Genomic DNA, 12,742 nt, shown 5'->3' on the forward strand with positions numbered 1-12,742 from the left:
ATGACGGTCACCAATGATTGATCACTCCTCATCCTACTCCACGGGGGCCTTGGTTGCAGAGACCGGTAGCGAGATGCTGCAATGAATCCCGTCTTTGCCCATGACGAAACTGGTCCTGGCGCCAAGCTGGTAGGGCAAGGCCTGGTCAATCAGTTCCCGCCCCTGCCCCGTTCCGTTAGGCTTGAGCCTATCCGCCGGCATTTTCACGCCACGCTCGCGCCAATCGATGTGGAGCCATGGGCGCCCGTCCGGACCTTCCTCCTCGAGTGACCAAGTGATCGAAAGCGTGCCAGCCGGTTGACCAAGAGCGCCATACTTTATCGCATTCGTCGCCAGTTCGTGCAGCGCCATCGCCAGAGTTTGCACGGTGGACGATCGCAGGCGAATACCCCGGGGGCCCTTCAGAGTGACACGCGCGGCATTGCCGTCCATAGCGGAAAGTTCGCTATCAATAATCTCATCGAAGCTAACCCGATCGTGATCGTTCAATCTCGAGAGCAAGCCTTGGACACGTGCCAACGCCTCCAGCCGGCCCCGGAAGCGGTGGCGAAAGTCTTCAAGATTGTCGCTTGCGCTATCTGTTCTGTCAGCCACGGAACGAATGACGCCGATCAGGTTGCGCGTGCGATGCTGAAGCTCCGATACCAGTATTGCCTGACGTGACTGCATGTTGCGCAAATCGTCGACATCAGTCGACGTGCCAAGCCATTCGATGATTGTACCACCAGTGTCGCGAACTGGCGTCGCGCGCGTATGGAACCATCGATAGCTATCAGTATCTGCGCGTCGGATTCGATATTCTGCCTCTACACCTCCAGCCTCTACCGCTTTCGACCATTGTGCTTGAACCATTTCCCGATCATCGGGATGCACCTGCTCCAGCCAACCGGCACCGTGGCTCTTCTCTGCTGGCTGGCCCGTATATTTCGTCCATTGCGGACTTGACCACGTCCAGTTTCCATCGTCGACTGCGCGCCAAACGAGTTGAGGAATTCCTTCAAGCAGGGCGCGCTGACGAAGCTCGGCGCCCGCCAGCGCCTCCTCTGTAGCCTTGATGTCGGTAATATCGTGTCCGATGCCACCGATATACGTGACCTTGCCCGTCTCGTCCTTGATCGGAAAATCTGTGTTTCTAAGCCAGCGGATGCCACCATCAGCCGGTCGCCGGATACGGTACTCGAAGGTCACCCATTCTCCATGCCGCACTCGGGATAGGTTTTCCGCGGCACGATCACGATCTTCAGGCAAGATCAGCTCAAGCCAGCCGGACATGTTATCACCTCCCAGCGCAGCTTCACGGTTAAGGCCGTAAATCGCCTCAAATGCTGCTGTAAGATATGTCCACTGGAACGTCTCAGCGTCACGGATCCAGAGAATATCCTGCGAGGCCTCACCAAACTGACGCAGTCGGTCCTCGCTTACGCGCAGCGCGTGTTCGGCGCGGGCACGATCGGAAATGTCTACGAATGTCACGACCGTGCCGTCTATCCGGTCTTCGACTGTCCTGTATGGTCGCAGGCGCATCGAATATTGCTGACCACGCCGGCTGGTGACCTCCCTTTCGATGGGAATGAGATCTTTCAGCACCTTCCGCGCGTCACTGCCGATATCGTGGTAGTCGAGCTGATGGGTGAAATCAGTGATGGCCCGACCGATGTCGTGCCGGGTAACGTTGAACAACTCGGCGACCGGCGCCGTGAACATTTTGATGCGCAGGTCCTGGTCCAGGAAGAGGGTGCCAATCTCGGTTGCAGCCGACAGGTTTTGCAGGTCGCTGTGGGCCGCCGATATGCTCTCGAGCTTGCTCTTCAGTTCGGCATTGACGGTGTGCAGCTCTTCATTGATGGACTGCAGTTCCTCCTTCGATGTTTCAAGCTCCTCCGCGGTAGAGCGATACTCCTCGTTCATCGACTGGAGTTCCTCATTGGCGGCCCGAAGCTCCTGCACCACAGCGTCATGACCATTGCGGCTGACCATGAGGGCTTCCTGCGCGGCTTTCAGTTCTGCGTAAACGCGCCTTACCTCGTCGGGCCGTGCATCGGCAACTGGTTCGAGATCGTCGCTGTCTTGAACGACGCCGCCATCGAGGAAAAACACGAGCGCTTGCGCAGCCTTTGGAGCCTCGCTTGTTATCGGAGTGACTTGCATGGAAACACGCCGCCTGCCCACATCGAAAGCGACGATGGTCGGAAGTGTGACGCTGGGCTCCCCTTTCTCCAACGCACGAGATAAAGCTATGCCGAGATCAAGACGTAGTTCTGGCCTCACGACTGCAGTAAGCGCTTTCGAAACAGGCCCGGCTGAGTGAAGGATAAACCGACCGGCCGTCGGTGACAGATGCAGAATGTTTTGCCCGTCATCCACCAGCGCACTGGCTGGCGCGTTGTGCTCGAGCGCTGCGACATGAAGCGCCGCGGGAAGTGCTGACCGGTCTGCGGCGCTCGGAGCCGGGCGTTCATGGCTCCGGAAATATTCGGGCGCTGCAAATTGCGGAAGTATGGGTAGAAGGACGCCTGCATGTGGACGAGCGCTGTAGATTCGAGCTTGCCGATCGACCGGCGCAAACAGATCGGTCGCGACATCCACCGTTTCAGCCGATCCCAGAAACAGATATCGGCCTGGGCGCAACCCGTAGTGGAAGATCGAGCAGACTTGTGCCTGCAGGGCGCGCTCCAGGTAGATCAGCAGATTGCGGCACGTGATGAGATCGAGCCGCATGAAAGGCGGCTCCTTCAAAACGCTGTGCTTGGCAAACAGAATGCTCTCGCGAATTTCCTTTCGAACGCGAAAATGCGTCCCCTCGTCGATGAAATAGCGGGCAAGCCTCTCCTCCGAGACATCGGCCTCAATCGCTCGCGGATAGCGTCCTTCCCTGGCTGTCGCAAGTGAGCCTTCATCCAGGTCTGTTGCAAAGATCTGGATCGGAACCTTAACTCTTTTTCGAGCCATCGCTTCATGCAACAGGATCGCAACGCTGTACGCCTCTTCGCCGGTTGCACATCCAACAACCCAAATCCTAATAGTTTCTTCGCTTTCGATATCGAACGCATCGAAGAGCGGCGTGATGGCCTGTCGCGCCAGTGCTTCGAAGGCCTGCTCGTCGCGAAAGAACATCGTCACGGAGATCAGCAGATCCGAAAAAAGGTTCTGTGCCTCTTCTGGCGTCGTTAAAAGATAGTCGGCGTAGTCAGCAAGTGTGTCCGTACGGCAAACCTGCATTCTGCGAACAACCCGCCGCATTACAGTAGCGCGTTTATAGGCGGAAAAGTCATGTCCTGTTCTAGCCCGTAAAAGGGCGACGATCCGTCGAAGGTCGTTGGCCGCACCAGCCATGTCAAGAGAGCGAACCGCCTCCTTGCTGCGAGCCACTTCGGACAGCCGTTCAACCAGTCTGGCAATTGGCGCCACGAAGTCGGCCGCTCCGCTTGCGATCGCATTTTGGGGCATCGAGTTGAAGCTTGCTTCAGCCGGCTCCTGCACCATTATGACACCGCCAGCCTCCTTGACCGCCATGACGCCGAGCGCTCCATCCGATCCAGCTCCGGACAAGACGATTGCAACACCGTCTCCTCGCGCTGCAGCGACAGAGCGAAAGAACATGTCGATAGGAGCCCTTTGACCCCGGGGTTCGCTGAAGGGCCGGGCGGCGACACTGTCACCGTCGATCGCGAGTTCCCTGTCTGGAGGGATGACGAACACGCAATTGGCTTTAAGCGTCGGTGTGTCTTCGATCTGGTGGACCGGCATCCGGGTGCAAACGGAGAGGATTTCGCTTAGCGAGCTTGGCTCATCCGGTGCGAGGTGTACGATGACGACGTAAGCGAGGCCAAGATCCGTCGGCAAGAGCCGGAACAGAGTTTGCAATGCTTGAACCCCGCCGGCCGAGGCTCCAATCGCACAAACAGGAATGAATTGCTGGGCCGTCTTGATGGAATAATCGCTATCGTCGGCCATTTTCGCGCACCTTTGACAATGAGGAGACGCCACCTGCCTTATTATAGCATCCCGTTGGCAGGGGTGCCTCATAATCGTGTCCAGCGCAACGGGTTAATATCGCGTAAAGATAGGAAACTGCGAACTCATCCTCGCCGCGAGGAAACAGGCGGGTGCCCGAGGACAAACCGTGAGACTGCGCGAGCGAACGAGCAGCTCAAACAATTGGTGAGAATAGGAGGCGACCCTCACTATTGCGAATCGGCCAGTCGGATGTGGGGAAGCGTGCCGACGAGACGCGGAAACGGAGTTAGTGACGTTTCCTGCGTCACGCTTGCACGCCAGCCGTTTTCAGTCGTCATCTTAAAGCGGTGAGCTGAGCCCCGGAGGCGACTTTCAGGAGGCGCTGCACTCAGTCGAGAAACTTGTCGATGTCAGATGCGCGCGCAGGATCGCTCGTGTTCGGAAAAATTAGAGTCGGCTGGAGGATCGTCCGAGCCGTTAGATTTAGCGACAGGCAACAGGCGCCGATACGCAGCCTCAGGCGTTCCGTAAGCTTCCCCGGCAAATTCAACAAGACCATCGCGGTCGCGAATGAGTACGGTGCTTCTCGTTGACCTGATGAGCAACTCTCCTTCGAGGATGTGCATGGCGGCGGTAATGGAGGGTCGTCTGACGCCGAGAGACGCCGCCACGGTATCGTGGGTGACCTCAAGCGAATCCCTCCCCGAGCGGTCCTGGATCATAAGAATCCACCTGGCGAGGCGGGTCGGGATCTCGAACCGCCCGGCGGCGAGGGCCGCCTGACCGATTTGTATGCAGATCGACCGCTCGAAGCGGGCGGATGTCGTTCGAAGCGTCGGGGAAGTTTCCAGAGCAATGCGGAAGTCATCGACAGATATTGCTAGGACATCGCCATCGACGCGGTTGATCAGCTCGTATGGTGTTATGTCGTCGTAAAGAGCAATCCCGCTCCCGGTCATGCCCTCGTTGCCGACAAATGCAATATCGAAACTCGTCCCTGCAGCACCCACGGTTGTGAGAGAGAGAACACAATCGAGGGGAAACAGGATGCGCTCGACGACCTGGTTCGGAGTTTCAAGCACAGCGCCACGGGGCAGGTGAAGTTTGCGAAGATAGGGGAGCAGTTCCGAAAGCTCCCGTTGCGGAAGCAGCCGTAGAACTTTATTCCTCAAAACATCATGGCGAGAGGCTGATTGTGGACTGGTGGTCGACAGAAGGGCAGCGATAACGGCATCGTCTTCAAGCGGCTTGCGGAGTAAGATCCTGTCGCGGAACCGTGCAGGGATGATATTCGGTTCATAGCCAGTGGCGAAAAGGAACGGGATGTTCATTCGGTGGAGCTCGTCGGCGACTGGGAAAACCATCTCGCCGCCCAGGTTGACATCGAGTACGACGCCGGCGAGATCGGTGGTTTGCCTGATCTTCTTGAAAGCATCGTCGATACTTGGCGACGGCCCCACCACCTCGACACCCTGTTGCCTGAGACTGAAGGCAAGTGCCGTCGCGGTATAATAGTCGTCTTCGACGACGAGTATCGGTTTTCCTTCGAGGGCTCCACGTGATCTTATCATCGACCGATCCTCCTATGCGGTCATGCTGCGAGGGGCGCATTTCCGTGTGCGCTTATTGCTATTTTCCCGAAAAAAGCGCCGGTCGGAAATTTGTTCCGCCGTTTCTTTGAACTGGATTGATAGATGTTGAACAACTGCCGCGTACCGCTAAACCAGACTTCGTACCGCTCTGGCGGGACGCACCGACGAGCGTCCTTGTCGACGGAGAACGGCTTGAAGCTGGCCTCCGGCAGAAGTGTCAGCTTCGAATGTCATGCCGGTCAGTAGGGTTGGCATACGCGCCGCCCACGCGAGCCCCGAACATATTGCAACAGAGAGGACTAGTGAGACCCGTTTAGTTAGCAAAGGGTTGATCCCTTCCTTTTGTCTTTTTCTGACGCCTCTCGGGCCGCTCCTGAATGTACGGTTCCTTGATCATCAGCATCTCGGCAGCAATAGCCGCGGCTACGAAGGCGGCCCTCGCCTGCTCTGGATCTCGCGGCCCTTCATGCCTTCGAGGCACAGTGCCTGAGCCACTACCCAATCCTCGCTTTTGTGATCGTCTGGCCAGCGGTAGAGCAAGCTATAAGCCAGATCGGCAAGGGTTGAGTGCCGGCGCATCGATAGATGATGTCCCATTGCGCTTCTCGACGCACACCAGGCAGTCTCTAACGGGGAAAGTCGCCGACGTATTGCGCCATTCGTCACCTCCGGCCCGAATCAGGTGGCAACAAATCTGGCCAGTCAGACGCTTTTACGAGGTTCTTCTAATTTGTCCGGCAGGCGACGGGAACAAAACCTTTGGTGGCAGGTTTGGCGCGCGGAAGAGAGAAGCGTACACCCTCTTTCTTTTCAGTCACCACCTGCCCCGCTTGATCAGCATCGGCGGGGCTTTTTTCTATGGGCATGCCAACCTACTTCAGGCCGGTCACGGTACACCCTTCGATGGTCATTTGCAGTGTTGGAGGAAAGCGCTACTTAGCTCCAGAGGCTGATATGCAAGACGCATCATACGATCCATTCCGGTATGGTCTCGCTTTGCTATTGGTTCGGCGACCGTATCTTCGTTGTTACAGGGAAATCGCGCACTGGTGGCCTGACGCCGTCGAAGAATACGCCGTGGCAATCAAGGCTCGCGACAAGCTGCGCTCGGACGGTGACAACGAGGGCCTTCTGCAGGAGTATGAGGCAAGGTGCCTTGAGCTTGAAGAGGAACTTGAAGGTTATCTCACTGCCGCCGGCACTGGAGGATGAACCGGGGCACAGGCTCGGGCTGGACGCGATCCCGCCTGGTTGTGATCGAAGTCCTCTTTTTCAAGGAACAAAAGCTGGGCCGCCCTTGTTGGAGACGCGGAAAGAGCAGGCCGTCATCCTGTTCCTTCTGTTTCCATATCCCGAACTCGCCCTGCTTGATTCGTGTCAGGCGGGGCTTTTTCGTGGATGACCTGGAAAAATGAGACATTTTACGGATATGTTTTCGCCACCGCACACGCCATCATTTCTGGGCGTCGTGCACGGGTTGGTTAATCGCGGCGCAGGGTCACAGATCCTCAGCCAAGTATTGTGTTGAATCTGTTCTTGACCTAACTCTGGAACAAAGTCCTTTGTGCTTTGTTTTGGGCGCCGGAAGAACGGGCTTGCCCTTCCCCGTTGTTCCTCTGACTCTCGTCTATGCCCCGCTTGATCCAGGCGGGGCTTTTTCGTTATCAAGCTGGCCCCCGCATATGGCTTTCCGCCTCCGCTTACAGGGCGCTTTTCCAACGCCATTACTGGTATGCCCATGGTGGACCGGATAAGCCATTTATGGAATGACATTGACTGCGCGCGCGGCCACGAGGACGAGCGTCAGGAGCGAAATCACGCTTTCCAGCATCATAAGCGCCTTCGCGCGTTGGGTGAGTGGCAGCACGTCGGTGGGACTGAAAGCGGTCGCCGTATTGAACGCGAGAGACACATAGTCGATGTAAAGCGGTCGCCAATTTGGCGCCGCGACGTCGGGAGTTGAAGCCTGAGGAAAGAGCCAGTCGGGTCTCCTTGCTATGCCACGCGCAATACGCGATGGGCCACCGGCGTCAATCTGCCAATAGAGCAGCGAGAAGGTGAGCACGTTGGTGATCCAGATGGTAAATGACGACGTCAACAACGATACTGATCGCGTCTCGGGCGGGTGCACGGTGATGATCCCGATCATATCTGCGAGTTCCGCTGCCGTATTGCCTGCGTAAACGCTAGCAAGCAGCATGATCGCGAGCCGCTCGATACGCAGCCAGGCAGCGTTGTCAGTCGCCAGCGTCACCATGATCATTGGAACGATAGCCACCACCAAAACCGCGTATGACACCCAGCGTGGCATGGCATAGACGTGATGTGGCAGCACCTCCAGGAGGGCGAACACTGAAAGTATCGCCACCACCGGAGACCATCGAGGTTCGTCACGACCTGCTTGGATGACATCGCTCATCGTCCCGCCCTTAGTGCCATTAGAGATGCTGAAGAAGCGGACGTCCCGAAGGGCGTCCGCTCTGACGTCGTTACTGCGCGCTTCAATCGTGACCTGTCTTCATCTCCCGAACCTGCTGCATGACCTGCTCCAGATTGTAGCTTGCAGGGCTCTGAAGCGGCGGGAAGTCGATGTAGGTCTCGAGATGCTTCAGCCACAACTGCTGACCGATGGGAAGGATGTTCCAGTCATAGACATAGGCGGTGGACGGTGACGCGATGGCGCCGCCTGTACCGAAGAGCGTCTTCAACTGTTGTCCGACCGAGGTTTCGAACGGGTCGCGCTTGATGTTGACGACCTGCGTCCAGGCGTACGGCATGACTCCGGTGATGAAGCCCGCCGGGTCGTCGGACACCATGGCGAAGTACATTTTCCAGTTCTTGTAGCGGACCGCCGACGGCTCCTTGCCGGAATAGTACAAGAAAGAGTCGCGCGCGGATGGCGACTTGCCTTCCAGGAAGTCGCGCTGGTCGATACCGTCGAGCGTCGTCTTGACGATTCCCGGATACTTGCCCGCCTCGATCTCTTTCTTCAGGCCGTCGCCCTTCGGACCGCCTGCGATATTCACAAATGTCGGCAGCCAGTCGAGCGCCGAGAACATCTCGTTCTTGACCGTACCGGGCTCGATGTGCCCAGGCCAGCGAACCACAAGCGGCGCACGCATGCCGCCTTCCCAGGTGCTGAGCTTTCCGCCCTTGAACGGGGTGGTGCCGCCATCTGGGAAGGTGATCGTCTCGGCGCCGTTGTCGGTCGTGAAGACGACGATGGTGTTGTCGAGTTCTCCCATCTCCTCGAGCCTCTTCAAAACGTAGCCGATGTTGTCGTCCATCTGCTTCATGCCGGCTTCGTTGACGCCCCAGTCCTTGCCGCCGGGCTCGCCGACCATGTTCAGATATTTGTCGGGCAGCACCGTCGTGATGTGCATGCGGGCTGGGTTGTACCAGACGAAGAACGGCTTTTTGGTTTTCTCGGGGTCATTCCTGTCGAGGAAATCGATGACCTTGCCCGAGATCTCTTCGTCAATCGTCTTGGAGCGCTCGAGCGTCAGCGGCCCTTCGTCCTTGCAGCTTTGATTCGCCGGGGATCCGTCGGACGATATGCACGAAAGCATCGGACGCGGGGGCGTCAGGCAAGTAGTGGTCTTCGGGTCCACGGACGCCGGGTCTTCCGTTAAGCCGGGGATCGGCGTGTTCCTGCAGGGTGGTGCGATCCCTTGCTCGGTTGATGTCTTGTTGATGTCGGGGAAGCTCACCCCCTGCATGGCGTCGAGGTGATAGAGGTAGCCCCAAAATTCCTGGAACCCGTGTGCCGTCGGCAGGGATTCGGTGGTATCTCCGAGATGGTTTTTGCCGAACTCACCCGTGGAGTAGCCGAGATCATACAGGAACTTGGCGAGGTGAGGCGTGCCGGCCCGCAGGTAGGACGGGCTTCCGGGAATCTCCGGCAGAACCATGCCGACGCGGACCGGCTGCATGCCGGTGATGAACGCGGTCCGCCCTGCCGTGCAGCTCTGCTCGGCGTAGTAAGTCATGAACTTCGCCCCTTCGCGGCCAATGCGGTCGATATTGGGTGTTTCACCGACCGCGAGACCTTGGTGATAGATGCTCGGCTGCATCCAGCCGATGTCGTCACCCATGATGAACAGGATGTTGGGCTTCCTGCTCTCCTGCGCATGTATTGCCGCCGTGCTCGCCAACAGGCTGCCGGCGACCGCCATTGCTGCTGTTATGAACTTTGTAGTCCGTCTCATTTCGAATGCTCCCTCAAGCGGTCGCCACATGGACGATCAAGGTTGGTTGAAAAAAGTAGAAGCAAAAGAGGGTTTGTCGGCGACGTCCGATTTGGCAAATTGGATACATCATTTGGGTAGAGACGCGGCTCTCGACCCGCGCGCGGTCGCCCTCGACTTGCCGAAGAGGGCATGTCCACTCTTCCATCCATTTTCTACATTGTATTAGCGTCAGCAGATATTGCCCTTTGGGGAATCAGCCGTGACGAGCGGGATGCCCATCGAGCGAATCATGACCTCCCTAAAGGGCAATAGGCAGTGGCCGACGCCGCGTGTCATAAGATGCTGACAAAGGGCACGTTCTAGCAATGAGCAGGGCATGAGCGCAGCGGACGCACACGATGCCGGATCTGAAGGCTTGGCCTGGGTACCAGGACGAACGTTCATCATGGGGTCGAATAAGCACTATCCGGAGGAAGCCCCTGCGCATCCGGTCAAGGTGGAGGGCTTCTGGATCGATGCGACGCCTGTAACCAACCGCCAATTCGCCGCCTTCGTCAAAGCCACAGGCCATGTCACCGTCGCGGAAAAGACGCCACAGGCCGCCGACTATCCCGGAGCGCTTCCCAGAATGCTGCGGGCCGGATCTCTGGTGTTTACTCAACCCAAGACAGCCGTCGGGCCCAAAATCACACAGTGGTGGTCGTTCAAGTTCGGCGCCGACTGGCGACATCCCTACGGTGGACGTAGCGATATACGCGGAAAGCTAGATCATCCGGTCGTTCATGTCGCCTATAGCGACGCCAAAGCATATGCGGACTGGGCGGGAATGGAGCTCCCAACCGAGGCCGAGTGGGAGCTGGCCGCCCGTGGCGGCCTCGACGACGCCGAATTCGCCTGGGGCGACAAATTGAGCCCAGACGGAAAAATCATGGCCAACACGTGGCAGGGCAGGTTTCCCACGATGAGCACAAAGCCCGTGGGTGCCGACAGGACATCGCCCGTTGGGTCATTCCCGTCGAACGGCTATGGTATCCATGACATGATCGGCAACGTCTGGGAGTGGACGGCGGACTACTGGTCGACGCGCCATCCAGAGCCTGCGGCGAAATCCTGCTGCATTCCCGACAACCCTCGTGGTGGAGAGCGGGAGGCGAGCTTCGATACCCGTGAACCGGAAATACGAATTCCAAGGCGCGTGCTGAAAGGCGGATCGCATCTTTGTGCGCCGAACTACTGCCGACGCTACCGTCCCGCCGCCCGCCATGCGGAACCGGAGGATACGTCCACCAGCCACGTTGGCTTCAGATGTGTTCGGCGGACCAAAATGTGACGCCTCTTCTCCAGTTCGACCGTCGGGATGTGAGGATAGCGGCGAGTTTTCGTTCCAAGGGACTGACTTATCGGCCATGGGAGCGTTCTCGACGCAGATTACACCCGTTCTACGGAGCAAGCGAGGGCCGGCGCGACAGACTGGTATTGGTGCACTGTGAGCGGTTGGGCAGCGCCACGAGGACACAGACCGTCAAAAGCATCGGACCTCAGCAGGTCGCTTTTTGCACGGTCCGAATGGAAACGCCGTTTGAGGGGAGGAACCCGTCCTCAATCACACCAGCCCGTTGATTGGAGAGTTCGGTGGCGATCTGAAGCTCGAACCCGTGTTCGACGTCGTGATAGCGAGACGGCTGTGGAACGTGGTGGAACGGCTCGCGAATACAGGTGATGCGAACATGCGTGAACAAATCTGCAAAGCCTGTCCACTCGTGCACTTCTCTCAGCAGCAAACTTCCACCAGCGGATACATCTCGGTGATCTAGGCACTCAATTCCTCGACGGCCACCGGGACTCCGCCGGCGGTTGGTGTGAGATCCAATTTCCCGCCTCAACACGAACTCCTTCGAGCTTTCCGGACCGTGCTCTGTGCACCAGACGCTTCAGGTTGAAGTCTAGAGCATCGCACTTGAATTGAGAATCGAGTGGGGTTTTCACGAGGGTATCGGTGTGATTCACTGCGGTTGGAGGTGAATCACATGGGTAAATCTCATTCTGTTGATCTTCGTCAGCGTGTTGTTTCCATGGTCGCTAGCGGCCAATCACGGCGAGCGGCTGCCCGTCATTTCGCAATTAGCGACAGCAGTGCGATCAAACTGCTGCAACGCCGGGAGCGGACCGGGCTGATAACCCCCGCGCGTCAAGGAAGGCCACCAGGTGCCGGGAAACTGTCGGCGTTTCGCGATTTCCTAGTCGCACAGGTCGAAGGCAAACCGGATATCACCATGCCAGAGCTTGCCCGTCGCCTTGACGATGAACATGGGTTGGTCATTCCACCATCGTCCCTGTCGCGGTTTCTGATAACGCAGGGATACACATATAAAAAAACAAATATTGGCGTCGGAACGCGCTCGCGCTGATATCCGAAACGATCGTGATGTCTGGATTTCGAAACGCCAACCCCGGATGCGATTTGAACCGCATCGACTTGTTTTCTTGGACGAAACCTCAGTGAACACAAAGATGGTGAGGCTGCGCGGGCGCTCCCCGCGCGGCGAGCGTCTCATCACGGATGCTCCCTTTGGCCATTGGGGGACACAGACATTCATTGCAGGCTTGCGCTGTTTCGGTCTTACTGCGCCCTGGATTATCGACAGGCCGATGAACCGGGAAATCTTCGACACCTACATAGAGACCCAGCTTGCGCCGACACTCCAACCAGGCAATGTCGTCATCCTGGATAATCTTCGCGTTCACAAAAGCGATAAAGCCAACGCCTGCCTCAAGGAGGTTGGCGCGTGGTTCCTGTTTTTGCCGCCTTATTCGCCAGATTTGAATCCGATCGAAATGGCCTTCGCCAAAATTAAGGCCCATCTCAGAGCCGCCGCCGCTCGCACATTTGACGCACTCTCAAATGCGCTCGGATCAATCTGCAACCTCTTCAATAGCCAAGAATGTCGAAACTATTTTACAGCCGCAGGCTATGGGTTCGATTAAACGTACGGCGCTCTAGCA

Annotated in this window: 7 protein-coding genes and 1 pseudogene; 3 read left to right on the plus strand and 5 right to left on the minus strand. The window is 57.6% G+C overall.

Translation table 11 applies throughout. The features are described 5' to 3' along the window. Positions 1 to 33: 33 nt before the first annotated feature. Positions 34 to 3,954: a chemotaxis protein CheB gene (locus RGCCGE502_RS30875; RefSeq protein WP_016558161.1), complete on the minus strand. Its 3,921-nt coding sequence runs from the start codon at positions 3,952 to 3,954 to the stop codon at positions 34 to 36. 413 nt (positions 3,955 to 4,367) lie between these two features. After that, a complete protein-coding gene (locus RGCCGE502_RS30880; protein ID WP_016558162.1) occupies positions 4,368 to 5,528 on the minus strand; it encodes a helix-turn-helix domain-containing protein in 1,161 nt (386 codons plus the stop codon). Positions 5,529 to 6,503: 975 nt separating this feature from the next. Between RGCCGE502_RS30880 and RGCCGE502_RS30885 the strand changes: the two genes are divergently transcribed. Continuing rightward, positions 6,504 to 6,761, plus strand: coding sequence for a hypothetical protein (locus RGCCGE502_RS30885; protein WP_019280442.1), 258 nt, complete (start codon positions 6,504 to 6,506; stop codon positions 6,759 to 6,761). Positions 6,762 to 7,308: 547 nt separating this feature from the next. Here the strand turns inward: RGCCGE502_RS30885 and RGCCGE502_RS30890 are convergent. Next, on the minus strand, positions 7,309 to 7,968 hold the full coding sequence (locus tag RGCCGE502_RS30890) for a hypothetical protein (RefSeq protein WP_016558164.1): 660 nt from the start codon (positions 7,966 to 7,968) through the stop codon (positions 7,309 to 7,311). Between the two features lie 82 nt (positions 7,969 to 8,050). Next, complete coding sequence (locus tag RGCCGE502_RS30895) at positions 8,051 to 9,724, minus strand: arylsulfatase (RefSeq protein ID WP_016558165.1); 1,674 nt, start codon at positions 9,722 to 9,724, stop codon at positions 8,051 to 8,053. Between the two features lie 391 nt (positions 9,725 to 10,115). On the opposite strand from RGCCGE502_RS30895, the gene RGCCGE502_RS30900 reads away from it, so the two are divergent. After that, a complete protein-coding gene (locus RGCCGE502_RS30900; RefSeq protein WP_016558166.1) occupies positions 10,116 to 11,069 on the plus strand; it encodes a formylglycine-generating enzyme family protein in 954 nt (317 codons plus the stop codon). Between the two features lie 391 nt (positions 11,070 to 11,460). Here RGCCGE502_RS30900 and RGCCGE502_RS38445 read toward each other — a convergent pair. After that, positions 11,461 to 11,686 (minus strand): annotated as a pseudogene (locus RGCCGE502_RS38445) (hypothetical protein); the annotation flags it as partial. Between the two features lie 80 nt (positions 11,687 to 11,766). Between RGCCGE502_RS38445 and RGCCGE502_RS35990 the strand changes: the two are divergent. Continuing rightward, positions 11,767 to 12,724, plus strand: a protein-coding gene (locus tag RGCCGE502_RS35990) for an IS630 family transposase (protein ID WP_114712961.1) whose coding sequence is annotated in 2 segments (ribosomal slippage) — positions 11,767 to 12,117 and positions 12,119 to 12,724 — 957 coding nt in all. Because the reading frame shifts where the segments join, the coding sequence is not laid out codon by codon here. The last annotated feature ends 18 nt before the right edge of the window (positions 12,725 to 12,742 follow it).

The organism is Rhizobium grahamii CCGE 502, assembly GCF_000298315.2.
GTDB classification, from domain to species: Bacteria; Pseudomonadota; Alphaproteobacteria; order Rhizobiales; family Rhizobiaceae; genus Rhizobium; species Rhizobium grahamii.

Excerpts from the sequence above, each read along its gene's own strand:
- RGCCGE502_RS30890 (WP_016558164.1), bottom strand. The coding sequence starts at position 7,968 with ATGAGCGATGTCATCCAAGCAGGTCGTGACGAACCTCGATGGTCTCCG.
- RGCCGE502_RS30875 (WP_016558161.1), bottom strand. The coding sequence starts at position 3,954 with ATGGCCGACGATAGCGATTATTCCATCAAGACGGCCCAGCAATTCATT.
- RGCCGE502_RS30885 (WP_019280442.1), top strand. The coding sequence starts at position 6,504 with ATGCAAGACGCATCATACGATCCATTCCGGTATGGTCTCGCTTTGCTA.
- RGCCGE502_RS30895 (WP_016558165.1), bottom strand. The coding sequence starts at position 9,724 with ATGGCGGTCGCCGGCAGCCTGTTGGCGAGCACGGCGGCAATACATGCG.
- RGCCGE502_RS30900 (WP_016558166.1), top strand. The coding sequence starts at position 10,116 with ATGAGCGCAGCGGACGCACACGATGCCGGATCTGAAGGCTTGGCCTGG.
- RGCCGE502_RS30880 (WP_016558162.1), bottom strand. The coding sequence starts at position 5,528 with ATGATAAGATCACGTGGAGCCCTCGAAGGAAAACCGATACTCGTCGTC.